Source organism: Caulobacter endophyticus (assembly GCF_003116815.1).
In the GTDB taxonomy this organism is placed as follows: domain Bacteria; phylum Pseudomonadota; class Alphaproteobacteria; order Caulobacterales; family Caulobacteraceae; genus Caulobacter; species Caulobacter endophyticus.
In genome coordinates, this window is record NZ_QDKQ01000023.1 from 1 (window position 1) to 23040 (window position 23040).

21 protein-coding genes are annotated in these 23040 nt (G+C 68.7%); 14 read left to right on the plus strand and 7 right to left on the minus strand.

Annotated features, from left to right (window positions below):
• From DDF67_RS04150 to DDF67_RS04165, 4 genes are all read left to right on the plus strand, one after another.
• Positions 1–1006: 2-oxo acid dehydrogenase subunit E2 (locus tag DDF67_RS04150; RefSeq protein WP_109099678.1), on the plus strand; the 1006-nt coding region annotated here is incomplete at its 5' end.
• Positions 1007–1129: 123 nt separating this feature from the next.
• Positions 1130–1606 (plus strand): glutathione peroxidase, encoded by a 477-nt coding sequence (locus DDF67_RS04155; RefSeq protein WP_109099679.1) that lies wholly within the window; start codon positions 1130–1132, stop codon positions 1604–1606.
• 77 nt (positions 1607–1683) lie between these two features.
• The gene (gene lpdA, locus DDF67_RS04160; protein ID WP_109099680.1) at positions 1684–3084 is read left to right on the plus strand and encodes a dihydrolipoyl dehydrogenase; all 1401 of its coding nucleotides are present in this window, start codon (positions 1684–1686) and stop codon (positions 3082–3084) included.
• A 116-nt stretch (positions 3085–3200) separates the two neighbouring features.
• Positions 3201–4598 carry a porin gene (locus tag DDF67_RS04165; RefSeq protein WP_332888315.1) on the plus strand — a complete coding sequence of 466 codons (1398 nt, stop codon included), beginning with the start codon at positions 3201–3203 and terminating at the stop codon, positions 4596–4598.
• A 38-nt stretch (positions 4599–4636) separates the two neighbouring features.
• Here DDF67_RS04165 and DDF67_RS04170 read toward each other — a convergent pair whose 3' ends face one another.
• From DDF67_RS04170 to DDF67_RS04180, 3 genes are all read right to left on the minus strand, one after another.
• Positions 4637–5032 carry a DoxX family protein gene (locus DDF67_RS04170; RefSeq protein ID WP_109099681.1) on the minus strand — a complete coding sequence of 132 codons (396 nt, stop codon included), beginning with the start codon at positions 5030–5032 and terminating at the stop codon, positions 4637–4639.
• Positions 5033–5127: 95 nt separating this feature from the next.
• Positions 5128–6672 carry an AMP-binding protein gene (locus tag DDF67_RS04175; RefSeq protein ID WP_109099682.1) on the minus strand — a complete coding sequence of 515 codons (1545 nt, stop codon included), beginning with the start codon at positions 6670–6672 and terminating at the stop codon, positions 5128–5130.
• A 143-nt stretch (positions 6673–6815) separates the two neighbouring features.
• Positions 6816–7859: a serine aminopeptidase domain-containing protein gene (locus tag DDF67_RS04180; protein ID WP_109099800.1), complete on the minus strand. Its 1044-nt coding sequence runs from the start codon at positions 7857–7859 to the stop codon at positions 6816–6818.
• An 83-nt stretch (positions 7860–7942) separates the two neighbouring features.
• Here DDF67_RS04180 and lipA point away from each other — a divergent pair, with 83 nt between their 5' ends.
• Together lipA and DDF67_RS04190 are read left to right on the plus strand one after the other, a co-directional pair.
• Positions 7943–8920 carry a lipoyl synthase gene (gene lipA / locus DDF67_RS04185; protein WP_101717885.1) on the plus strand — a complete coding sequence of 326 codons (978 nt, stop codon included), beginning with the start codon at positions 7943–7945 and terminating at the stop codon, positions 8918–8920.
• A 4-nt stretch (positions 8921–8924) separates the two neighbouring features.
• Positions 8925–9377: a type II toxin-antitoxin system RatA family toxin gene (locus tag DDF67_RS04190; RefSeq protein WP_109099683.1), complete on the plus strand. Its 453-nt coding sequence runs from the start codon at positions 8925–8927 to the stop codon at positions 9375–9377.
• A gap of 60 nt (positions 9378–9437) precedes the next feature.
• Here the strand turns inward: DDF67_RS04190 and DDF67_RS04195 are convergent, their stop codons facing one another.
• The 3 genes from DDF67_RS04195 to DDF67_RS04205 are packed head-to-tail and all read right to left on the minus strand — an operon-like array spanning position 9438 to position 12220.
• Positions 9438–10553 (minus strand): FUSC family protein, encoded by a 1116-nt coding sequence (locus DDF67_RS04195; protein ID WP_109099684.1) that lies wholly within the window; start codon positions 10551–10553, stop codon positions 9438–9440.
• Positions 10553–11047 carry a CinA family protein gene (locus DDF67_RS04200; RefSeq protein ID WP_109099685.1) on the minus strand — a complete coding sequence of 165 codons (495 nt, stop codon included), beginning with the start codon at positions 11045–11047 and terminating at the stop codon, positions 10553–10555. Before DDF67_RS04200 ends, DDF67_RS04195 begins: the two co-directional genes overlap by 1 nt.
• 24 nt (positions 11048–11071) lie before the next feature.
• The gene (locus tag DDF67_RS04205; protein ID WP_109099686.1) at positions 11072–12220 is read right to left on the minus strand and encodes a bifunctional 2-C-methyl-D-erythritol 4-phosphate cytidylyltransferase/2-C-methyl-D-erythritol 2,4-cyclodiphosphate synthase; all 1149 of its coding nucleotides are present in this window, start codon (positions 12218–12220) and stop codon (positions 11072–11074) included.
• A gap of 100 nt (positions 12221–12320) precedes the next feature.
• Between DDF67_RS04205 and dusB the strand changes: the two genes are divergently transcribed.
• From dusB to hflX, 8 genes are all read left to right on the plus strand, one after another.
• Positions 12321–13328 (plus strand): tRNA dihydrouridine synthase DusB, encoded by a 1008-nt coding sequence (gene dusB / locus DDF67_RS04210; RefSeq protein ID WP_109099687.1) that lies wholly within the window; start codon positions 12321–12323, stop codon positions 13326–13328.
• Positions 13325–14440, plus strand: a complete 1116-nt coding sequence (locus tag DDF67_RS04215) for a two-component system sensor histidine kinase NtrB (protein ID WP_109099688.1) — start codon at positions 13325–13327, stop codon at positions 14438–14440. The genes dusB and DDF67_RS04215 overlap by 4 nt, the downstream gene beginning before the upstream one ends.
• A 4-nt stretch (positions 14441–14444) precedes the next feature.
• A complete protein-coding gene (locus DDF67_RS04220; RefSeq protein WP_058348895.1) occupies positions 14445–15866 on the plus strand; it encodes a sigma 54-interacting transcriptional regulator in 1422 nt (473 codons plus the stop codon).
• An 82-nt stretch (positions 15867–15948) separates the two neighbouring features.
• Positions 15949–18192 (plus strand): sensor histidine kinase NtrY-like, encoded by a 2244-nt coding sequence (locus DDF67_RS04225; RefSeq protein WP_109099689.1) that lies wholly within the window; start codon positions 15949–15951, stop codon positions 18190–18192.
• Positions 18189–19577: a nitrogen assimilation response regulator NtrX gene (ntrX, locus tag DDF67_RS04230; RefSeq protein ID WP_109099690.1), complete on the plus strand. Its 1389-nt coding sequence runs from the start codon at positions 18189–18191 to the stop codon at positions 19575–19577. The genes DDF67_RS04225 and ntrX overlap by 4 nt, the downstream gene beginning before the upstream one ends.
• A gap of 7 nt (positions 19578–19584) precedes the next feature.
• A complete protein-coding gene (locus DDF67_RS04235; RefSeq protein ID WP_109099691.1) occupies positions 19585–20448 on the plus strand; it encodes a D-amino-acid transaminase in 864 nt (287 codons plus the stop codon).
• Positions 20449–20576: 128 nt separating this feature from the next.
• Entirely contained in the window at positions 20577–20825 is a 249-nt protein-coding gene (gene hfq / locus DDF67_RS04240; protein WP_058348899.1) for an RNA chaperone Hfq, read from the plus strand.
• A 13-nt stretch (positions 20826–20838) separates the two neighbouring features.
• Positions 20839–22191, plus strand: coding sequence for a GTPase HflX (gene hflX / locus DDF67_RS04245; RefSeq protein WP_199229147.1), 1353 nt, complete (start codon positions 20839–20841; stop codon positions 22189–22191).
• Between the two features lie 50 nt (positions 22192–22241).
• On the opposite strand, the gene DDF67_RS04250 is transcribed toward hflX, so the two are convergent.
• Positions 22242–23039 carry a lysophospholipid acyltransferase family protein gene (locus DDF67_RS04250; protein ID WP_109099693.1) on the minus strand — a complete coding sequence of 266 codons (798 nt, stop codon included), beginning with the start codon at positions 23037–23039 and terminating at the stop codon, positions 22242–22244.
• Position 23040 lies beyond the last annotated feature (1 nt).

The following is a 23040-nucleotide window of genomic DNA, read 5'->3' on the forward strand; positions in this document are numbered from 1 at the left end:
GGCCCCGAAGGCCGCTGCACCGGCTCCCGCTGCTGCGCCGGCCGCCCCGGCTCCGGCCGCGCCCGTGGCCGCCGACGGTTCGCGCGTCTTCGCCTCGCCGCTGGCCCGCCGCCTGGCCGCCGCCGCCAATCTCGACCTGAAGTCCATCAAGGGCTCGGGTCCGCACGGCCGCGTCGTCAAGTCGGACGTGGAAGCCGCCAAGTCGGGCGGCGCTCCGGCCGCCAAGGCCGCTCCGGCCTCGGCTCCTGCCGCCGCTTTGGCCCCGGCCGCCGAGCCGCGCAAGGTGCAGTCGCTGGAGCAGATGGGCATCCCCGCCGGCTCCTACGACCTCGTCCCGCTGGACGGCATGCGCAAGACCATCGCGCGCCGCCTGACGGAAAGCTTCCGCGACGTGCCGCACTTCCCGCTGACGATCGATATCGAGCTGGACGGCCTGCTGGCCGCCCGCGCGAAGATCAACAGCCTGCTGGAAGGGCAGGGCGTGAAGGTGTCGGTCAACGACATCGTCATCAAGGCCGCCGCCGTGGCGCTGAAGCGCGTGCCGGAAGCCAACGCCTCCTACACGCCCGAAGGCATCGCCATGCACAAGCATGCCGACATCGCCGTGGCCGTGGCCATCGACGGTGGTTTGATCACCCCGATCATCCGCGCCGCCGAGACCAAGGGCCTGGCCCAGATCTCGGCCGAGATGAAGGACCTGGCCGCCCGCGCCAAGGCCAAGAAGCTGAAGCCCGAGGAATTCCAGGGCGGCACCTTCTCGGTCTCGAACCTGGGCATGTTCGGCATCAAGGCCTTCTCGTCGATCATCAACGAGCCGCAGGGCGCGATCATGAGCGTCGGGGCCGGCGAGCAGCGTCCGGTGGTCAAGAACGGCCAGCTGGCCGTGGCCACGGTCATGACCGTGACCCTGACCTGCGATCACCGCGTGGTCGACGGCGCGGTCGGCGCCAAGTTCCTGGCGGCCTTCAAGCCGCTGATCGAAGAGCCGCTGACCCTGATCGTCTAAGGGCGGCCCTTCTCCTGAAATCCTCGCCTTGCGGTCAAACGCGGGGCGGGGATTTCGGAAGCGGCTCGGCGAGGCCCCATCCTGAACCTTTCAGGACGGGGACGGCCCCGAGGAGAACACGCGATGTCGGTCTATGATTTTTCGGCCAAGACGCTCGAAGGCAAGGACGCCAGCCTGGCGGACTATCGCGGCCAGGTGCTGCTGATCGTCAACACCGCCAGCAAGTGCGGCCTGACCCCGCAGTACGAAGGTCTCGAAGCGCTCTACAAGGCGAACAAGGACCGCGGCCTGACCATCCTGGGCTTTCCCTGCAACCAGTTCGGATCGCAGGAGCCGGGCACGGCCGAAGAGATCGGGAGCTTCTGCTCGCTGACCTACGACGTGACCTTCCCGATGATGGCCAAGATCGACGTCAACGGCCCCTCGACCCATCCGCTCTACGCCTATCTGAAGAAGCAGCAGAAGGGCGTGCTGGGGACCGAGGGGATCAAGTGGAACTTCACTAAGTTCCTGATCGACCGCGACGGCAAGGTCGTTGAGCGTTTCGCCCCGACCACCAAGCCTGAAGAGCTCCAGGCGGCCGTCGAGGCGCTGTTATAGAATTTCCCAGGCCGGCCAGCGCCGGTCGTTCGACGCCGCCGCTCCCCCGGCCGGTGTCCAAGCTAGGGTAAGACACTATGTCCACGGAATTCGATGTCGTCGTCATCGGCGCCGGTCCGGGCGGCTACGTCGCCGCCATCCGCGCCAGCCAGCTGGGCCTGAAGACGGCGATCGTCGAGCGTGAGAACCTGGGCGGCATCTGCCTGAACTGGGGCTGCATCCCCACCAAGGCGCTGCTGAAGTCCGGCGAAATCTTCGAACAGCTGTCGCACCTCGACAGCTACGGCCTGGCCGTCGAGAAGCCCTCGTTCGACTTCACCAAGATCATCGAGCGTTCGCGCGGCGTGGCCAAGACCATGTCGGGCGGCATCGCCTTCCTGATGAAGAAGCACAAGATCGAGGTCATCGAGGGCGAGGCCAAGCTCGAAAAGGGCAGCCCCGCTCCGAAGGTCGTGATCGCGCTGAAGGCCGGCGGCAGCCGCACGGTCCAGGCCAAGAATGTCATCCTGGCCAGCGGCGCCCGCGCTCGCAACATCCCGGCCATCGGCGCCGTCTCGGACGGCGACAAGGTCTGGACCTATCGCGACGCCCTGGCGCCGAAGTCCATGCCCAAGTCGCTGGTCGTCATCGGTTCGGGCGCCATCGGCATCGAGTTCGCCAGCTTCTACCGCGCCCTCGGCGCCGAAGTGACCGTCGTCGAGGCCGTCGACCGCATCATGCCGGTCGAGGACGCTGAAGTCTCCAAGGCCGCCCAGAAGGCCTTCGAGAAGCGCGGCATCAAGTTCCGCATCGGCGCCAAGGTCACCAAGATCGACAAGACCGCCTCGGGCGTGTCGGTCTCGGTCGAGGTCGGCGGCAAGGCCGAGCAACTGACCGCCGAGAAGTGCATCGTCGCCATCGGCATCGTTCCGAACACGGAAGGCGTCGAGTCGGTCGGCCTTGCGCTTGATCGCGGTCACGTGGTCACCGACAAGCACTGCAAGACCAACGTGCCTGGCCTCTACGCCATCGGCGACGTCGCTGGCGCCCCCTGGCTCGCTCACAAGGCCAGCCACGAAGGCATCCACGCGGCCGAGCACATCGCCGGCTACAAGACGCCCAACGTCCACTCGCCGATCCCGGGCTGCACCTACGCCAACCCGCAGGTCGCCTCGGTGGGCTACACCGAAGCCGCCGCCAAGGCGGCCGGCATCGAGGTCAAGGCGGGCCGTTTCCCGTTCAAGGTCAACGGCAAAGCCGTGGCCGCGGGCGAGACCGAAGGCTTCGTCAAGACGGTGTTCGACGGCAAGACCGGCGCCCTGATCGGCGCCCACATGATCGGCCACGAAGTGACCGAGATGATCCAGGGCTTCGTCACCGCGATCACCCTTGAGGCGACCGAGGAAGACCTGCACGGCATCGTCTATGCGCACCCGACCATGTCGGAAGCCATGCACGAAGCCTCGCTCGACGCCTACGGCCGCGTCCTGCACATTTAATCCGTCATCGAACGATTTTCGCGGCGATTGTCGCGAAACTGTCGTTGAAGTGTCGCATTAGGAAGGCCCGTTCGGAGCACCCTCCGGACGGGCCTTTTCACGTCCGGAGCAAAGCCGTGCGCCGATCCGTCCTGCCCCTGCTGGCCACCAGCGCCCTTGGCCTCGCGACGCCGGCCTTCGCCCAGGACGCTATCAGCGCCGACGAAGCCGCCGCCATGCGGGCCCAGATTTCGGCCCTGAAGGCCCAGATCCAGCTGATGGAGCAGAAGCTGGACGCCGTCGCCGGAGCGCCCCAGCGCACGGCTCCGCCCACGGCGCCGCCGGCCACGATCGCCACGCCGACCTCGACCAAGGCCCCGCCGCCTACGGAGATCGCCTGGAAGGGCTCCCCGCAATTCAGCAGCAGCGGCGGGCGCAGCTTCAAGGCCAAGGGACGCATCCAGGCCGACGTCGGCTATGTGGCGCGTCCTGACGGCTCGGCCGACCGGGGCCTCGGCTACGCCGCCGAAATGCGCCGCATCCGGCTGGGCGGGGAAGGGGGGCTGGGCGCCGGGATCGGCTACAAGCTGGAGCTGGAGCTTTCCGACAACGGCGTCGACCTGGTCGACACCTTCGTCACCTACAAGGACGGCGGCCTGCTGCTGTCGGTCGGCAACCAGAACCAGTTCCAGTCTCTCGATGAGCTGACTGGCGATACGTCCGGCTCGGTCATGGAGCGCGCGGCCTTCACCGACGCCTTCAACTTCGAGCGCCGTCTCGGCATCGCCGCCCAGTACGAGAAGGCCGCCTGGCTGCTGCAGGCGGGCTTGTTCGCCGACGACATCACCGCGCTCTCCAACGACAGCGACGGCGAGACCGGCGGCGACGAGAACAACAGCTACGGCCTCGACGGGCGCCTCGTCTATGCGCCCAAGCTTGGCGACGCCCAGCTGCATTTCGGCGGCTCGGCCCACTGGCGCGACCTCAAGCGCGTCGGCGACGCCGGCACGCGCTATCGCCAGCGGCCTTTCGTGCACACCAGCAACACCCGCCTGATCGGAACCTCGACCCTCGACGTCAAGGACGAGGCCCACTACGGCCTCGAGGCCGCCTTCGTGCGCGGCCGCCTGCACGGCGCGGCCGAGACCCACTGGCTGCGCAGCGACCTGGCGACCGGTCCCGACGCGGAATTCTTCGGCGGCTATGCCGAGCTCGGCTGGTTCCTGACCGACGACACCCGCGGCTATAAGGGCGGCATCTTCGATCGCGCCAAGCCCAGGAAGCCGCTGGGCGGCGGCGGTCTTGGCGCGGTGCAGGTCAACGCCCGCTACGACTATCTCGACCTCAACGACGGCGCGATCGTGGGCGGCCGTCAGGACGCCTGGATCGCCGCCCTGATCTGGCAGCCGGTCGAGTACCTGCGCTTCAACGTCAACTACGCCTATCTCTCGTACCAGGACGCCACGCCGCTGGCCGACGGCGACCGGGACTACAGCGTGCACGTCACCGGCGCGCGCATGGAGTTGGATTTCTAGAACCGAAATCCTCCCCCTTCAGGAGGAGGATCTGGACGTCACGGCCGCTTCCGTACCTGCGCATCCACGCTCCACTCGCCCGGCCCGGCGAAGACCAGGTACAGGAACACGAAGCAGAACAGGATCGCGGCCTCGCCGCCGTTCAGGGCCGGCCAGAAGCCCTGGCTGGCGTGGGCCAGGAAATAGGCCACGGCCATCTGTCCTGACAGGATGAAGGCTACCGGCCGGGTGAACAGGCCCAGCACCAGAAGGCCGCCGCCCACGACTTCCAGCCACGCAGCCGCCAGCAGCATGGGAGGCAGGGGATCGGGCGCGCCAGGCTGCGGAGCGGGAAAGTGGAACAGCTTCATCAGGCCATGTTCCATGAAGAGCAGGGCGGCGATCACCCGCAGCAGGCTCAGCACCCGCGGAGTCCATACGAACAATCGTTCCAAGCGTTTCTCCCGTTCGCAGAGGTTCGTGGTCGGCCGCCGCCGGGAAGGCGACGGCCGTAAGCTCTACTGAAACGCGGCGCTCGGGCGGAAGTTCGTCAGCCGGCGGCTTCCACCATGCGCTGGATGGCCACGTAGTCGGTCTTGCCGCTGCCCAGCACGGGCACCTGTGTGACCTTCAGGATCTTGCGCGGCACGGCCAGTTCCGGCGCGCCGATCGCCTGGGCGTGCGCCACCAGCGGGGCGGCGTCGGCGCCCTGGCAGTCGGTCACCAGAACCAAGCGTTCGCCCTTCTTCTTGTCGGGCATCGAGATAACGGCATGACGGGCCGTGGGCCAAACGGCCACGGCCAGATCCTCGGCCGCGGTCAGCGACACCATCTCGCCGCCGATCTTGGCGAAGCGCTTCACCCGGCCCTTGATGGTGATCCACTGGTCGTCGGTCATGGTGACCACGTCGCCGGTGTCGTGCCAGCCGCCTTCCGGGGCGTCGACGCCGCCGTCCTCGCGCAGGTAGCCCGCCATGATGTTGGGGCCGCGCACGAAGAAGCGGCCGCCTTCGGCGATGCCCTCGACGGGCTCGATGCGGGTCTCCATGCCCGGCAGCAGGCCGCCCACGGTGCCGGGGCGATTGTCGGTCGGCTTGTTGACGGCGATGACTGGCGAGGCCTCGGTGGCGCCGTAGCCTTCCAGCACCGGTACGTCGCCGAAGCGCTCCTTGATCAGGGCGTGGGTCTCGTCTCGCACCTTCTCGGCGCCGCAGACGATGAACTGCAGGCCGCCCAGTTCGTCGGTCTCCGAAGCCCGGGCGTACTGGTTGACGAAGGTGTCGGTGGCCAGCAGCAGCGAGGCCTTGGCGTCCTTGATCAGCGGCGGGATCTGCTTGGTGTGCAGGGGCGAGGGATATTCGAACGCCTTCATGCCCTGCAGCAGGGGCAGGATCACCCCGCCGGTCAGGCCAAAGCAGTGGAACACCGGCAGCGGGTTGAACATCACCCAGTTGGGATCGAGCGGGATATGCGCGGCGATCTGGGCGGCGTTGGAAACGAGGTTGGCCTGGCTCAGGACCACGCCACGCGGTGCGCCGAAGCTGCCCGAGGTGAACAGCACCACGCCCTTGTCCGACGGCTTGGCAGGCGCGCGGAACTGGCGCGGAAAAGCCCCGGCGGCGGCGGCGAACAGCTTGTCGGCCAGGCCGATCGTCTTTCGCACGTCCTCCAGGTAGACGACCTTGGCCAGGTCGTCGATCGCGTCGACCACGTCGTGCAGTTTGCCCAGCTCGATGAACTTGTGGGCGGTCAGCACGTGCTGGACCTTTGCCAGCTTCACCGCCGCCTTGATGTTCCGCAGGCCCGCCGTGAAGTTCAGCATGGTCGGCACGCGGCCGAAAGCGTGCAGGGCGAAGAACACCACGACCGCGCCGACACCCGACGGCAGCAGCACACCGACGTGCTCGCCGGGCTTGGTCATCGCCGCGATCTTGCGGCCCAAGGCGAAGCTCGCCCTGATCACGTCGGTATAGCTGAGCGGGTTGCGGTCCTGGTCCTCTAGGATCGGCTTCTTCGCTCCGAACTTGTCCTTGGCGTCGATAAGGGCGTCGAAGAGCGCCTTCTGGCCATCTTCCGCTTTGTAAACAACCGGCATGCCGGCGAAACCTCCCACAAAGACGGTGGTTCCGCCCTCGTTCGATTGAGACGGGAGCCTAGCGGCCCCGATGGAGTTTGCAAAGATCGGTCACATTTCGTGAGCGAACCGCGTTCTTCATCTGGTGCGCCAAGCCTTGCAGCTCAAGGGATGGCGGGGGGTGGACGACCAGCAGCGCGCACGGTCGCCAGCACCGCTTCAAGCCAGGGTCCGCGCACCGAATCTCGCTCCAAGTGCAGGGCGTGACGACCGCTGGCCAGGCGAGTCTCCCGGCACTCGGCCAAGGCCTTGCAGACCGATTGCTGGGCGAAGGCGGGCGTGACCGAATCCGTATCGCCGGCCAGCAGCGCCACGGACGTCTTCACGCGAGAGAGGTCGCGGGCCGTCACGTCCAGCACGTCGTAGAACGCTGCGTACTGGCCAAGGCTGGGCGAGCCCATCCGCAGGTCCGGATTGGCCGTCTGCCAGGCGTGGTTGACCGCGCCGCGCACGGGATCGCCGGTCAGGCCCGTCGCTCGGTCGTCGGGACCGTCGCGCCGCCAGTCCGGAGCGCCCGGCCAAGCCTGCAACGACAGCTGCAACCGCCGGGTCCAGCGCGCCGCCTCTATGAGCTGGCCCTTTGGGCGGGGCAGGGCGGAGAGCTCGAAGGTCGGGGCCGACAACACCAAGGCGTCGACCATCAGGCCCTCCTCGACAGCGCGCAGAGCCACAAGGCCGCCCTGGCCCTGGCCGAGCACCGTCAGCGGCAGCCGTCCGTCGGGCCGGACGACGACCCTGACCATCGCCTTCGTGGCCGTGACGTCCGGCGCGTAGCTGACGACATGGCCGCGATCGCGCTTGCCTGTCAGGCGCTCGGAGCCGCCCTGGCCCTGGCGCTCCAGGATCCAGACCACCACGCCCTTGGCGTTGAGGTCGCGGGCCGTCTCGAACCAGGTCTCGGCGCTCTCGCCGTAGTCGGTCAGGATCAGGATCTGGGCGGTCGCCGCGCCGTGAGGAGCAGAGACGCCATAGCGCTGGACCGCGTCCTCGCCAACCTGGACATAGCCCCAGGCCCAGCCGGCAGGCGGCAGGAACCGGCGCTCCAGGCCCGGCGGCGTGCGGCTGTCGGCGAAAGGCGCGCGCAGTCCTTGCTCGCCGCAGGCGAAAAGGGGCAGGGCGAGCAGCAAAGCGAGAGCGGGACGACGCATATAGGCCACTCATTTCGCGCCTTTGCGCCGCATGCAAGATCGAGAGCTTGATCCGGAGGCCAAGAAGGCCGATCTAGGCCCACATGGTCACGTTGATCGACACGCTGAAGGCCCGCGGTCCCGAGGATCGCGCCGTCCGCCACCCCGAGAAGCAGAATCGCCCGGACACCCCGGTCCTGCGCAAACCCGAGTGGCTGCGCGTCCGCGCGCCCGGTTCGGGTCAGTACAACGAGACCAAGGGCATCGTGCGCGAGCACAAGCTGACCACGGTCTGCGAAGAGGCGGCCTGCCCGAACATCGGCGAGTGCTGGAGCCAGAAGCACGCGACCATGATGATCATGGGCGAGATCTGCACTCGCGCCTGCGCCTTCTGCAACGTCACCACCGGTCTGCCGACCCAACTGGACCCCGACGAGCCGCGCCGCGTGGCCGAGGCCGTCGCCAAGATGGGCCTCAACCACGTGGTCATCACCTCGGTGGACCGCGACGACCTGATCGACGGCGGCGCGCGCCACTTCGCCGAGGTGGTCACGGCCATCCGCGCGGCGGCGCCCAAGACCACCATTGAGATCCTGACGCCCGACTTCCTGCGCAAGGACCGGGCCGAGAACGTGGTCATCGACGCCCGCCCGGACGTCTTCAACCACAACCTCGAGACCGTGCCGCGGCTCTATCTGAAGATCCGCCCCGGCGCCCGCTACTACAACTCGCTGCGCCTGCTGGAGCGGGTGAAGGAACGCGATCCCTCCCAGTTCACCAAGTCCGGCCTGATGGTCGGCCTGGGCGAGACCAAGGAAGAGGTCATGCAGGTCATGGACGACATGCGTTCGGCCGGCGTCGACTTCATCACCATCGGTCAGTATCTGCAGCCGACCCGTAAGCACGCGGCCATCGACCGCTTCGTGACGCCCGAAGAATTCAAGGCCTACGAGGCGATCGCCCGGGCCAAGGGCTTCCTGATGGTGTCGTCCAGCCCGCTGACCCGCTCGTCGCACCATGCGGGCGAGGATTTCGCCAAGCTGCAGGCCGCCCGCCGGGCCCTGGACGCCAAAGCCGGCTGATCCCGTGCACCGCCACGTCGTCACCCGGGTGCTGCCCTACGCGCCCGAGCAACTCTTCACGCTCGTCGGCGACGTCGAGGCCTATCCGTCGTTCGTGCCTTGGATCACCGGCATGCGCACCTGGAACGCCCACGAGAGCGGCGAGGTCAGCACGCTCGACGCCGAGGCCCAGGTCGGTTTCTCGTTCCTGCGCGAGAAGTTTGCGACGCGTGTCCGTCGGGACCGCTCGGATCTTAGCGTGACCGTCAGCCTGCTCTACGGGCCCTTCAAGCGCCTCTCGAACCACTGGCGGTTCTCGCCGCATCCGGACGGCGCGACGATCGACTTCGTCATCGACTTCGCCTTCAAGTCCAAGCTGCTCGACGCCATGCTGGCGGCCAACATGGACAAGGCCGTAGACAAGCTGATCGCCTGCTTCGAGGCCCGCGCGGCCCAGCTCTACGGTACGGAGCGGTAGGGGCGGTCCCGACCCTCTCTCAATTTCCAAACTGGCCCGCCTTCCTGGGCCTTGCGCTGCTTAACCCCGCTTGCTGGTCGTTTCCTCGACCCGGTCGGAGAAATCGCCCAGGTTGGCGAACAGGTTCTCCACCGCGAACACCAGCCCGAAGGTCCGGGCGGCGTCGTCGAAGGCCAGTTCGCGCGTCGCGCCTTCGTCGCGCATGCTCTCGATGGCGTCCTGGAAGGTCTTGTGGCCCTCGGCGAAGGCCAGGCGGTCCGGTTTGGCCGCGCCCGAAAGACTCTGGGCGACGGCGCGCAGATAGGCCGACGAGGCCGCCAGCATCGCCGCCGTCGGCGGTCCGAGCGCCGGCGCGGGAAGAGGCTCGCGCAGCGCCCGGCCGATCATCACGCAATCGTTGCGCAGCCTCCACAGCGTGCGGGGCAGGGCATCGGACACCGAGCGGTCGGAAAGCTTGCTGGCCGTTTCGCGGTCGGCCTCGGTGATCGCCGTCTGCAGCTTGGCCAGGGCCTTGAGGGTCTCGTCGTAGTGCTCGCGCGGATCCAGCTCGCTGGGCTTGCCTTCCAGCTTGGCGGCGTAGTGCGACAGCAGGTCGGCCAGCAGGCCAGCGGCCTTCTGGCTGCTCTGCACAACCGATTCGTGGGCCCGGGCCGGGAAGATGAGCAGGGTGGCGGCCACGCCCACCAGGCTGCCGACGGTGATCTCGGCTACCCGCAGGAAGGCCGCCGTCAGCGGATCCATGTGAGTCGTGGTGCCGATCAGCATGATGACGGCCGTGACCGGGGCGACCTTGAACGCCGGCCGCACGGCCGCCAGGAAGGCGAGGGACGCCGCCGAAGCCGCCAGGATCACGCCGCCCCATTCGGGATGGCGCATGTGCAGCCAGGCCGCGCCGGCCCCGACGGCGGCGCCCACCACCGTGCCCATGAAGCGCTCGATCGAGGCGGTGATGGTCGCGCCCAGGCTCGACTGCACGACGATCACCGCGGTGAACACCGCCCAGTAGCCCTGCGGCAGCCTCAACAGCGTGGCCAGCGCATAGGCCGCCACGACCGCCGCCGACACCCGCACGGCGTGTCGCAGTTCGCTCTGGCGTCGCGCGGCCGCAGCCAGGGCCGAGCGCGAAAAGCCCGCGCCGACGAACCGCCGCCAGTCGGAAGGCGCGCTTTCGGGCATCAGCCGGCCACCGCCTCGCGCAGCATCTCGAGGGCCGTTCGGATCGCCGCCAGTTGCACGCCCTCGCGCGGAAGGCCTTCGAAGTATTCGTGGCGGTGAACCACCGAGCGGTTGGCCCGCGCCACGGCGAAGTGGACGGTGCCCACGGGCTTCATCGGCGTGCCGCCGCCGGGGCCTGCGATGCCGGTGATCGCCACGGCCACATGGGCGTTGCTGTTGGCCAGGCCGCCTTCGGCCATCATCCGGGCCACCGGCTCCGACACCGCGCCGTGGTCGGCGATCAGGTCGCCCGGCACGCCCACCTGCTCGCTCTTGGCCCGATTGGTGTAGGTGACGAAGCCGCGTTCGAAGACGTCGGAGGCGCCGGAGATCGCGCAGATCGAGCCGGCCACCAGCCCGCCGGTGCAGCTTTCGACCGTTGCCAGGCGCAGCTTCTTCTCGCGCGCCTCGTCGATCAGCAGTCGGGCGAGGGTGTCGATCTCGATGGGAAACATGCCGCGACTCCTTTGATCGTCAGACTAGAGCGCCGTCTCCACCGTCGCCACGGCCTGGGCGGCCAGGCCTTCGCCGCGACCGGTGAAGCCCATCTTCTCGGTGGTGGTGGCCTTCACGCTGACGCGGTCGAGCGGCAGGTCGAGGATCTCGGCGAGCCGCTGACGCATCGCCTCGCGGTGCGGCTTGATCTTCGGCCGCTCGCAGATCAGCGTCACGTCGACATTGATCAGGCGGCCGCCGCGCTGGCGCACTAGGTCGACGGCGTGGACCAGGAACTTGTCCGAGGCCGCGCCCTTCCATTGCGGGTCGGTCGGCGGGAAGTGGTCGCCGATGTCGCCGTCGCCGATGGCCCCCAGAATCGCGTCGGTCAGGGCGTGAAGGCCGGCGTCGGCGTCCGAGTGGCCGATGAGGGTCTCGTCGTGGGCGATCTCGACGCCGCACAGCCATACCGACTCGCCTGGACCCCAGCGGTGGGCGTCGAAGCCCTGGCCGATGCGGGTGATGCGGGCCGCGCCCGCCAGCCGTTCGGCCATGGCGAAGTCCTCCGAATAGGTCAGTTTGGTCAGCAGCGGATCGCCGGCCGAGATGGCGACCTTGCCGCCGTCGGCCTCGACCACTTGGGCGTCGTCGGTCGGTTCGCTTTCGCCGCTCCAGGCGGCGTAGGCGGCCAGCAGGCGGTCGCGCCGGAAGGCCTGCGGGGTTTGGGCGCGCCAGAGGCCGTCGCGCGACGTTGTAGCGGCGCCTGACTCGCCTGAGCGCTTCAGGGTGTCGGCGACCGGCAGGGCCGGAACCACGCCGTCGGCGTCGCCAAGGGCCTTCAGCACGCCGGCGACGACGGTCTTGGTGAGGAAGGGGCGGGCGGCGTCGTGCACCAGCACCGGTTCGTCGGCCGGCCGATGAGCGAGGGCGGCCAAGCCCGACTGCACCGACAGGGCGCGCGAAGCGCCGCCGGGAGCGAACCGCCAGCCGTCGAGGCCGGTCAAGGTTTCGCCCAGCATGTCCTGCATGCTCGGGTCGGTCACGATTGCGAGATCGGCGGCGCCGGCCGCCAGCAAGGCCTCGACCGACCAGCGCAGCACGGGTTTCCCCGCCAGATCCCGCCACTGCTTGGCCTGGCCGGGTCCGGCCCTGGTGCCGCTGCCGGCGGCGACGATGACGGCTGAGAAGGTCATGGGCCGTGTCTAACGTTGTCGTCGCGCATGTCCAGTGAACGGAGGGCTTTACTGCGCTGCACAATGTGCCTAAAAACACAGCGGTGGGGATGATCATAAAATGAGCAAGCAGCTCGCAGTCGGCGCCGTCACGGTGCCCGGGCGGGTATGGATTGCGCCTATGACAGGCGTGTCCGACCTCCCGTTCAGAGAAACGGCCACGCGCCTCGGCGCGTCATACGTGGCCACCGAAATGGTCGCCTGCGCGGAATTCGCGAAGGGCCGGCCCGACGTCGTCCGCCGCGCGGCCGTCGGCGAAGGCCTGCCGCTTATGGTCGTACAGCTTGTCGGCCGCGATCCGGCGTTCATGGCGCAGGGCGCCCGCCTGGCGGCCGAAGCCGGGGCCGAGATCATCGACCTGAACTTCGGCTGCCCCGCCAAGGAAGTCACCGCCGGCGCCGCCTCGGGCTCGGCCCTGATGCGTGAGCCTGATCTGGCCGAGGCCCTGGTCGCCGCCGCCGTCGAGGCCGTCGATGCGCCCGTCACCGTCAAGATGCGACTGGGTTGGGACGACGCCAGCCGTAACGCCCCCGAGATCGCCGCGCGCGCCGAGGCCGTGGGGGCCCGCGCCATCACCGTCCACGGCCGCACCCGCTGCCAGTTCTACAAGGGCGAGGCCGACTGGTCCGCCGTCTCGGCCGTCAAGCAGGCTGTCTCCGTGCCGGTGCTGGTCAATGGCGACATTATCGACGCCGACAGCGCTCGCAGGGCGCTGGAACAGTCGGGCGCCGACGGCGTCATGATCGGGCGCGGCGTCTATGGCCGCCCCTGGATCGCCCAGGCCATCGAAGCCGCGCTGGACGGCCGCGACTTCGTCGAGCCGCAGGCCGAGGAGCGCCTCGCCATCGCGCTCACCCATTTCCGCCGCAACCTGGCCTTCTACGGCGAGCGCTTGGGGCTGAAGATGTTCCGCAAGCACCTGGCCTCGTACATCGAGGCCGCGCCGTGGCCAGAAAGCGCCGAGGGTCGCCGCGCCGCGCGCGCCAGCCTCTGCCGCATCGACGACCCCGCCGCTCTAGAGATCGCCCTGGCCGACCTTTGGCTGGCCGGCGGGAGGATCGCCGCATGACCGACCGCGCCCGCGTCCTGTCCGGCCCCGCGCTGGACGCCCTGAAGGCCGCCGCCTTCGAGCTCAGCCCGGAGCCGGCCCTGGTGGTCGACCGCGATGGCGGCCTTGTGGCGGTGAACGAAGCCGCCGAGGCTCTGTTCGGCCACGGCCTGTCGCTGCTGGCCCGCGGCCGCTTCCGCGCCGCCCTGCCGCCGGGTTCGGTGCTGGTCTCGCTGATGGACCGGGCCGTGTTCGAAGGCGCGCTGGTCCGCGAGCACGGGGTCGAGGTCAATCTGTTCGGTCAGCCGCCGTTCGAGGCCGACGGCGCCGCCGTGCCCCTGGGCGACGGCTCGGTGCTGCTGACCCTGCACGTCAAGGGCGCCCTGGGCGTCGAGCGCGCCGCCGATCAGGCCGGACTGCGCTCGGTCGTCGGCCTTGGCCGCATGCTGGCCCACGAGATCAAGAACCCGCTGGCCGGCATTCGCGGCGCAGCCCAGTTGCTGAAGACCGGCGCCAGCGCCGCCGACCAGCCGCTGGCCCAGCTGATCGTCGATGAGACCGACCGCATCCGCCGTCTCGTCGACCGCATGGAAGCCTTCTCCGACCAGGCCCCGACCCCGCGTGAGGCGGTCAACATCCACCAGGTGCTGGACCGTGTGCGCGCCCTGGTCGTCAACGGCGTCGCCGACGGTCTGCGCCTGCGCGATCATTACGACCCCTCGCTGCCGCCGGTCTGGGGCGACGAAGACCATCTGATCCAGATCTTCCTGAACCTGGTGAAGAACGCCTCCGAGGCCGCCCACATGCGCGGCGATGGTCAGGGTGAGCTGACCATCCACACCGCCTGGCGTCCCGGGGTTCGGGTTCGCGGCGCCGACGGCAAGTCGGCCTCCAGCGCGCCGATCGAGATTCGCGTGCAGGACAACGGCCCCGGCGTTCCGCAGAGCCTGCGCGAGCACTTGTTCCAGCCCTTCGTGACCACCAAGGCCAACGGCACCGGTTTGGGCCTGGCCCTGGTCACCAAGCTTGTGACGGCCCACGGGGGCCTGATCGATTTCGAATCCGAGCCCGGCCGCACCGTGTTCCGCGTGCTGCTGCCTGTGGCGCCTGAGCCTTCCTTGGGAGACGCGTGAGTACATGAACGCCGCAAACAAGAAGATTCTGATCGCCGACGACGACTCCTCCGTCCGTCTGGTGCTCAGCCAGGCCTTCACCCGTCTCGGCTACCAGGTCAGGGCCACGGGTAACGCCACCACGCTCTTGAAATGGGTCAGCGACGGCGAGGGCGATCTGGTCGTCACCGACGTGATGATGCCCGACGAGAACGTGTTCGACGTGCTGCCGCGCATCCGCAAGGAGCGCCCCAAGCTGCCGATAATCGTGATGAGCGCGCAAAACACCCTGCTGACCGCGGTCAACGCCGCCGACGCCGGGGCCTTCGAGTACGTTTCCAAGCCCTTCGATCTCGACGACGTCACAGCCGCCGCCCGCCGCGCCCTGTCGCGTCCGGCCGACGCCGAGGCCTCCAAGGCCCAGGCCCGGGCCATGCGCGACGAACGCCTGCCGCTGATCGGCCGCTCGGCGCCGATGCAGGAGGTCTACCGCACCATCGCCCGCCTGGTCGGCGCGGACCTCACCGTGCTGATCCTGGGCGAAAGCGGCACCGGCAAGGAACTGGTCGCCCGCGCCCTGCACGACCTGGGCCGCCGTCGCGATGGCAAGTTCGTGGTCATCAACCTGGCCGCCGTTCCGCGCGAGCGGGTCGAGGCCGAGCTGTTCGGGCGCGGGGAGGGCGACAACGGCCGCCTCGTCGAGGCCGACGGCGGCACCTTGTTCCTGGACGAGATCGGCGACATGCCGCTCGACGCCCAGACCCGCCTGCTGCGGGTGATCGACGGCACCGAACCGGTGATCAACCCCAAGACCGGCCGCCGTCCGAACGTGCGGATCATCGCCGCCACCAACCGCGACCTGCGCGGCCTGATCCAACAAGGCCTGTTCCGCGAGGACCTGTTCTTCCGCCTCAACGTCGCGCCCGTGCGCCTGCCGCCGCTGCGCGACCGCGCTGAGGACATTCCGGACCTGGCGCGCACCTTCCTGTTGCGCGCCAACCGCGAAGGCCTGCCGGCCAAGACCATCGACCAGAGCGCGCTCGACCGCATGAAGAGCCACTCCTGGCCGGGCAACGTGCGCGAGCTGGAGAATCTGATCCGGCGGATGTGCGCACTCTATGCCGAGGAGCTGATCACCGCCCGCATCGTCGACCGCGAGCTGCAGGACCACGCCCCGGCTCCGCGCGCCGACGAAGGCCCGGTAACCCTGGCGGCCCTGGTCGAGCGCCACCTGGCCTCGCACTTCGCTGAGCAGCCCGACGGCGTGCCCGCCGCCGGCCTCTACGACCGCGTGCTGCAGGAAGTGGAGCGTCCGTTGATCCAGCTGACCCTGTCGGCCACGCGCGGCAACCAGGTCCGGGCCGCCGAGATTCTCGGCCTGAACCGCAACACGCTGCGCAAGAAAATCCAGGATCTGGGCGTCGAGATGAGCCGGGGTCGTCGCTAGTCGACCAGCGCCCGCCATTGCTGACGCTTTTTCAGCACATCGGTGTTGAGTTTAGGGCACACCCCGCCCTAAACTCGCATCGATGAGTTCGGTCCCGTCAGTTTCGGAATCGGAAGACCGCCCGCGCCGCTTCAGCCGGTCGTGGTGGCGCGAACTCTTGAGATCACGCTACGTGCTCGGCGGCGGCTATGTGCTGGCCGCCATACTGACGGCCACCGGCGTCGGCCTGGCCTCCTCGCCGCCGACCACCGGCCCGATCGGCCCCGCCAGCACCGCCATCCTGGTGGTCCTCGGCTTCAACCTCGCCTTGATCCTCTGCGTCGCCGCCATCGTCGGCTGGCGACTGCTCGACCTGATCGACGCTCGCTCCAGCGACGCCGGCGCCCGCCTGCACCTGCGTTTCGTGGGCCTGTTCTCGGTCGCGGCCGTGGCGCCTGCGGTGATCGTGGCGCTGTTCTTCGGCGTGCTGGTCAACCGCGGGGTCGACGGCTGGTTCAGCAAGCGGGTGACGACCGTGGTCGAGAACTCGGCCACAGTGGCGCGTTCCTACGTCTCCGAGCAGACCAGCTACATCAGCCAGCACATGGGGCCGATGGCCGCGACGCTGAACAGCGCCGCCCCGGCCATGGCCGAATCGCCGGTCGTGTTCGGCCACTTCCTACGCACCCTGGCCGAGGACAACGGCTTCTCGGCCGCCTACATCCTTGACCGCGACGGCCGCATTCTGGCGCGGGCCGAGCTCGCCGACGCGCCGCCGTTCCTGGCCCCGCCGCCGTCGAGCTTCCGCTGGACCGACACTGGCGAGATCACCTCGCAGCGCTTCGTCTCCGAAGACCTGTTCCGGGCGCTCTACAAGCTGAAGGGTTTCCCGGACGGCTATCTCTACGTCGCCCGGCCGATCGACAAGGGCATCCTGGCGCACCTGATCGAGTCGGAGGAGTCGCTGATCTCCTATCGCGACGCCGCTCAGAATCGGGCCCGTATCCAGGCGATCTTCGGCCTCAGCTACGTCGAGACGGCGCTGCTGGTGCTGGTGGCGGCCGTGTGGGTGGGCATCGCCGCCGCCAACTCGATCGCTGCTCCAGTCTCTGGGCTGGTGCAGGCGGCCGGCCGGGTTTCGGCGGGCGACCTCGACGCCCGTGTCGACGCCGAGGCCGGGCCGGAGGAAATCCGGGCCTTGTCCAACGCCTTCAACATGATGACGGCCGATCTTCAGACCCAGCAGGCCGCCCTTAGGACCGCCAGCCTGGACGCCGAATCCCGCCGCCAGTTCATCGAGACCGTGCTGTCGGGCGTCAGCGCCGGCGTGATCAGCCTCGACGGCGCGGGCCGGATTTCGGCGCTCAACCGTCGCGCCGGCGAGCTGCTGGCCCTGGACGAGGCCGCCGAGGGTCAGGATCTGGTCGAGGCCGCGCCGGAGTTCGCCCAGGTGCTGGAGGAGATGAGCCAGGGCCGACCCAACGCCGAGGTCGAGATCGACGTCGTGCGCGGCGGCGAGACGTTGCGCCTGCGCGTCCGCGCCGCCGGCCACGCGGCAGAGGGCCAGGTGCTGACCTTCGACGACGTCACCCGCCTGATGGCGGCCCAGCGCAACGCCGCCTGGAAGGACGTCGCCCGCCGCATCGCTCACGAGATCAAGAACCCGCTGACCCCGATCCAGCTGTCGGCCGAGCGGATTCGCCGCAAGTACCGCAAGGACATCACCGGCGATCTCGAGACCTTCGATCGCTGCACCGACACCATCATCCGCCAAGTCGGCGACATCGGCCGGATGGTCGACGAGTTCTCGGCCTTCGCCCGCATGCCCGCGCCGCGCTTCGCCCCCGCCGATCTGGCCGAGCTGCTGCGCGCCGGGGTCTTCGCCCAGCGCGTCGTCGATGCAGACACCGACGTGGTCAGTGACGAGCCGGGCGGCGCGATCTGGGTCAACTGCGACGCGCGGATGATCGGCCAGGCCCTGACCAACATTCTGAAGAACGCCGGCGAGGCCGTGAGCGCCCGGCGCCACGTCACGCCCGAGCCGCGCGGCCAGATCGACGCGACGCTGGTCTCCGACGACGAGGCGCTGTGCATCATTGTCGAGGACAACGGCGTCGGCTTGCCCGCGAAGGATCGCGACCGTCTGGCCGAACCCTATGTGACGACCCGCGAGAAGGGCACTGGCCTGGGCCTGGCCATCGTCAAGCGGATCATGGAGGACCACGGCGGCGAGCTGGTCCTCACCGACGCGCAGGGCCATGCCGGCGCGCGCGTCGTCCTGAAGTTTCCGGTGTCGGCGCGGCTCGCCGCGGCGCCGACGACCCTGGGCGTAGAGGAGATGACATGAGCGCTGACGTGCTTGTGGTCGACGACGAGGTCGACATCCGCGATCTGGTGGCCGGCATCCTGGAGGACGAAGGCTATGCCGTACGTACGGCCGCCGACGCCGACCAGGCCCTGGCCGCGCTGCGCGCGCGCAAGCCGGCCCTGCTGGTCCTCGACATCTGGATGCAGGGCGGGGGCATGGACGGGCTGGAACTGCTCGACATGGTCAAGACGCTCGACGCCGACCTGCCGGTGATCATGATCTCGGGCCACGGCAACATCGAGACGGCCGTCAGCGCCATCAAGCGCGGCGCCTACGAGTTCCTGGAGAAGCCGTTCAAGTCCGACCGGCTGCTGCTGGTGGTCGAGCGCGCCCTGGAGGCGGCCAATCTCAAGCGCGAGAACCGTCGCCTGCGGGCCCAGAGCTTCGCCTCCGACGGCCTGATGGGCAAGTCGCAGGCGGCCCAGGCCCTGCGCCAGATGATCGCCAAGGTCGCCCCGGCCAACAGCCGGGTCCTGGTCGCCGGCCCGCCGGGCTCCGGCAAGGAGCTGGTCGCGCGCCTGATCCACGGCGCCAGCGCCCGCACCAAGGCCGAGTTCGTGGCCGTCAGTTCGGCCGGCATGGCGCCCGAACGTCTCGACGTCGAACTGTTCGGCGAGGAAGGCGAGGGCGGTCGCCCGCGCAAGATCGGCGTGTTCGAGCGCGCCCACGGCGGGACGCTGTATCTCGATGAAGTGGCCGACATGCCGCGCGAGACTCAAAGCCGGATCCTGCGGGTGCTGGTCGAGCAGCGCTTCCGCCGCGTCGGCGGCGACAGCGACGTGCAGGTCGACGTGCGGGTGATCTCGTCCACCTCGCGAGACCTGCGCGAGGAGATCGCCGCCGGACGCTTCCGCGAGGACCTGTTCCACCGCCTCAACGTGGTGCCTGTGCGCGTGCCGGGCCTGGCCGAGCGCCGCGAGGACATTCCCGAGCTGATCTCCTACTTCATCGAGCGGATCAGCGAGGCCACCGGCATGCAGCGCCGCCGCCTGGGCGAAGACGCGCTGGCGACCCTGCAGGTCCAGGCCTGGCCGGGCAACGTCCGCCAGTTGCGCAACAACGTCGAGCGGATGCTGATCCTGGCCGCCGGCGAACCGGGCGACCTGATCACCGCCGAAATGCTGAACGCCTCCGAGCAGCCGTCCAGCGGCGGCTCGGGCGCGATCGGCGCCGAGCGAATCATCGCCCTGCCGCTGCGCGAGGCCCGCGAGCTGTTCGAGCGCGAATATCTCAACGCCCAGATCCTGCGGTTCGGCGGCAACATCTCGCGCACGGCCAACTTCATCGGCATGGAGCGCTCGGCCCTGCACCGCAAGCTGAAGTCCCTCGGCGTGGCCGGCGGCCGCGGCGAGGAAGAAGAGTAAGGACCCCATGTCGCGTTTCGCTTACGTCAACGGCCGCTTCGTCCGTCACGGCCAGGCCGCCGTGCACATCGAGGACCGCGGCTACCAGCTGGCCGACGGTGTCTACGAGGTCTGGGCCGTGTTCGACGGCAAGCTGGCGGACGCGGAAGGCCACTTCGCCCGCCTGTGGCGCAGCCTGGACGAGCTGCGCATCGACCATCCGATGAGCGAGGCGGCACTGACCATCGTGCTGCGCGAGGCCATCCGCCGTAACCACGTGCGCGAGGGGCTCGTCTACCTGCAGGTCACGCGCGGCGTCGCCAGGCGCGACCACGCCTTCCCGAACCCGGCCGTGCCGCCGGCGGTCGTGATCACCGCTCGCTCGGTCGACCGCGTCGCCATCGAGGCCAAGGCTGCCAAGGGGGCGGCCGTGATCACCGTGCCGGAAAACCGCTGGGGCCGCTGCGACATCAAGACCATAGGCTTGCTGCCGAACGCCCTGGCCAAGCAGGCCGCCCGTGAGCGTGGGGCGATCGAGGCCTGGTTCGTCGACGACCTAGGCCTGGTCACCGAGGGCGCCTCATCCAACGCGTGGATCGTCGACGCCGACGGCCGCCTGCGCACGCGCGACACACAGGCCAACATCCTGCGTGGCGTCACCCGGCTCACCCTGCTTGACGTCATCGCCCAGGCTGGCCTGCCGGTCGCCGAGCAGCCTTTCACGGTGGAAGAGGCCAGGAACGCCCGGGAAGCCTTCATCACGGGCGCCGGCAGCCTCGTGACGCCCATCACCAGCGTCGATGGCGTCAAGATCGGGGATGGAACGGTGGGGCCGGTGGCGAGCCGCCTGCGGGCTCTCTATATCGAGCGGGCGCGGGCGGGAGCGATCTAGGGTCTCTCTCCGCCCTGCGTGCATTTTCTCGCCGGAAAGTCATATCAAACGGCGAAAAATGCTCTAGCATGAGCTTGTTTGTGTGGAGCGCGTTTTGCCCTCCGATTTCAACGAGAGGGGAATCCCCAATGTCCGCCGACAAGAAACAGAATCTTCAGGACACCTTCCTGAACAGTGTGCGCAAGTCCAAGACGCCGCTCACCATCTTCCTGGTCAACGGCGTCAAGCTGCAGGGCGTGGTCAGCTGGTTCGACAACTTCTGCGTCCTGCTGCGCCGCGATGGCCAGTCGCAACTGGTCTACAAGCACGCCATCTCGACGATCATGCCGGCTCAGCCCGTTCAGCTGTATGAGCCGAGCGCCGATCAAGACGACTAAGTCCAAGGCTCTTTTGTCAAAATCTACTTCTAAGTCCCCCGATGGACTTATCGATCACGCCGACCCGATCCTGCGGGCCTTCGTGATTCATCCGGTGCGGCCTGCTCGCGGGCAGGCCGCTCTGGAGGCGCGCGATCCCAAGGCGCGTCTCGAAGAGGCCGTCGGCCTCGCCATCGCTCTTGATCTCGACGTCGTCGAAACGGCCATCGCGCCGCTACGCACCGTCACGCCTGCAACCCTGTTCGGCAGCGGCAAGATCGCCGAGTTCAAGGTCGTCTGCGAGGTCGAGGCCATCGACGTCGCGGTGTTCGACGACCAGCTCACCCCTGTCCAGCAGCGCAATCTTGAGCGCGGTCTGGGCGTCAAGGTGGTCGATCGCACGGGCCTGATCCTCGAAATCTTCGCCCGTCGCGCCCGCACTCGCGAAGGCAAGCTGCAGGTCGAGCTCGCCCGGCTCGACTACGAGCGCTCGCGCCTCGTGCGCACCTGGACCCACCTCGAACGCCAGCGCGGCGGCACCGGCAGCACCGGCGGCCCCGGCGAAACCCAGATCGAACTCGACCGGCGCCTGATCGCCGGCACGATCGGCAAGCTCAAGCGTGAGCTGGAAGAGGTGCGGCGCACCCGCACCCTGCATCGTAGCGCTCGCAAGAAGGTTCCATACCCGACCGTGGCGCTGGTGGGCTACACCAACGCCGGCAAGTCGACGCTGTTCAACCGCCTGACCAATGCCGAGGTCGTGGCCCAGGACATGCTGTTCGCCACGCTCGATCCAACCCTGCGGACGGTCAAGCTGCCCGACGGCCGCCCGGCCATCCTCTCCGACACCGTGGGCTTCATCTCTGACCTGCCGCACGAGCTGGTCGAGGCCTTCCGCGCCACCCTCGAGGAGGTGCAGGAGGCCGACGTGGTGCTGCATGTTCGCGACGTCGCCAACCCAGACACCGACGCCCAGGCGCGCGACGTCCAGGCGGTGCTGAGCGAGCTGAAGGTCACCGCCGACGACGGCAAGACGGTCGTCGAGGTCTGGAACAAGATCGACCTCGTTGACGGCGAGGAACGCGAGATCCTCGAAGGCCGCGCCAAGCGGTCCGACGCCTCGGCCGTCTCGGCCGTCACCGGCGAGGGCTGCCCCGAGCTGCTGAAGCGCGTCGGCGGCCTGATCGACGACACCCCGCCCATGGCCGTGCGTCTTGGCCCCGCCGACGGCGAAGCCCTGGCCTGGATCTATCGCAACGGGCGCGTCACCGAACGCGAGGACATGGAGGACGGCGAGGTCCGCCTTGTCGCCCGCATGGACCCCCAGGCCCTGGGGCGGTTCGAGCGGCAGTTCCCGACCGTCTGGGTGATGCCGATCGGCGACTGAAAGCTTCGGAGGGGCGCTCGCGCACGCGGCCGCCCCTCCGGCCACTTCGATTACGCCGACAGCGGTTCGGCCTCGGCCGGCTTCTTGCGCGGCGGCTCGACGAGCACCGAAGCCTTTACCGGCTGGCCGGTAGCCTGGGCGATCAGCTCGTTGGTGCGGTTCTCGACCGTGTTTTCCAGCAGCTTCATAAACTCGGCCTTCTGCAGGCCCTGGGGCAGGGCGGGCAGGAACTCGACCGTGGCCTGGCCGGGGGTCTTTCGGGCTTCCTGCTGCTTCCAGAAACAGCCCAGGTTGGTGGCCACCGGCACCACCGGCAGGCCGAAATCCTGGCTCATGTGATAGACGCCGGTGCGATAGCGGAAGCGCTCGCCCGGTGCGGCCAGGTGGCCCTCCGGATAGATCAGTATGCGACGCCCCTCGGCGGCGACCTGCGCGGCGCTCTTGGACAGGGCGGCGCGCGCTTCGGGGCCGCCGCAGCTGTCGACGACGATGGCGCCGAACTTCTTGAGGATGTTGCCCAGCAGCGGGAACTTCTCCAGGTGGTCGCCGGTGACGAAGCTCAGATTGTCGACATTGGCGAACATCACGAAGCCGTCGCCCCAACTGTGGTGCTTGGCGGCGATGATGAAGGCGCCCTGCGGTAGGTTCTCCTGACCCTTCAGCTCGATCTTGATCCCTGCGAATGTGCGCAGGGCCCACAGCATGCGCCTGGAATAGAGCCGCAGGGCGAAGGTCACCGGGCGGCGTCCAGGCAGCAGGGCCGAGAGGGCCGCCGACAGGCCGTAGAAGATCGACAGAACCCAGTAGTAGGCGTTGAACAGCGCGCTACGCATCGCTTGGTCCTTCATG

Excerpts from the sequence above, each read along its gene's own strand:
- DDF67_RS04155 (WP_109099679.1), top strand. The coding sequence starts at position 1,130 with ATGTCGGTCTATGATTTTTCGGCCAAGACGCTCGAAGGCAAGGACGCC.
- lpdA (WP_109099680.1), top strand. The coding sequence starts at position 1,684 with ATGTCCACGGAATTCGATGTCGTCGTCATCGGCGCCGGTCCGGGCGGC.
- DDF67_RS04175 (WP_109099682.1), bottom strand. The coding sequence starts at position 6,672 with ATGCCGGTTGTTTACAAAGCGGAAGATGGCCAGAAGGCGCTCTTCGAC.
- DDF67_RS04180 (WP_109099800.1), bottom strand. The coding sequence starts at position 7,859 with ATGCGTCGTCCCGCTCTCGCTTTGCTGCTCGCCCTGCCCCTTTTCGCC.
- lipA (WP_101717885.1), top strand. The coding sequence starts at position 7,943 with ATGGTCACGTTGATCGACACGCTGAAGGCCCGCGGTCCCGAGGATCGC.
- DDF67_RS04195 (WP_109099684.1), bottom strand. The coding sequence starts at position 10,553 with ATGCCCGAAAGCGCGCCTTCCGACTGGCGGCGGTTCGTCGGCGCGGGC.
- DDF67_RS04200 (WP_109099685.1), bottom strand. The coding sequence starts at position 11,047 with ATGTTTCCCATCGAGATCGACACCCTCGCCCGACTGCTGATCGACGAG.
- DDF67_RS04205 (WP_109099686.1), bottom strand. The coding sequence starts at position 12,220 with ATGACCTTCTCAGCCGTCATCGTCGCCGCCGGCAGCGGCACCAGGGCC.
- dusB (WP_109099687.1), top strand. The coding sequence starts at position 12,321 with ATGAGCAAGCAGCTCGCAGTCGGCGCCGTCACGGTGCCCGGGCGGGTA.
- DDF67_RS04215 (WP_109099688.1), top strand. The coding sequence starts at position 13,325 with ATGACCGACCGCGCCCGCGTCCTGTCCGGCCCCGCGCTGGACGCCCTG.
- DDF67_RS04220 (WP_058348895.1), top strand. The coding sequence starts at position 14,445 with ATGAACGCCGCAAACAAGAAGATTCTGATCGCCGACGACGACTCCTCC.
- DDF67_RS04225 (WP_109099689.1), top strand. The coding sequence starts at position 15,949 with ATGAGTTCGGTCCCGTCAGTTTCGGAATCGGAAGACCGCCCGCGCCGC.
- ntrX (WP_109099690.1), top strand. The coding sequence starts at position 18,189 with ATGAGCGCTGACGTGCTTGTGGTCGACGACGAGGTCGACATCCGCGAT.
- DDF67_RS04235 (WP_109099691.1), top strand. The coding sequence starts at position 19,585 with ATGTCGCGTTTCGCTTACGTCAACGGCCGCTTCGTCCGTCACGGCCAG.
- hfq (WP_058348899.1), top strand. The coding sequence starts at position 20,577 with ATGTCCGCCGACAAGAAACAGAATCTTCAGGACACCTTCCTGAACAGT.
- DDF67_RS04250 (WP_109099693.1), bottom strand. The coding sequence starts at position 23,039 with ATGAAGGACCAAGCGATGCGTAGCGCGCTGTTCAACGCCTACTACTGG.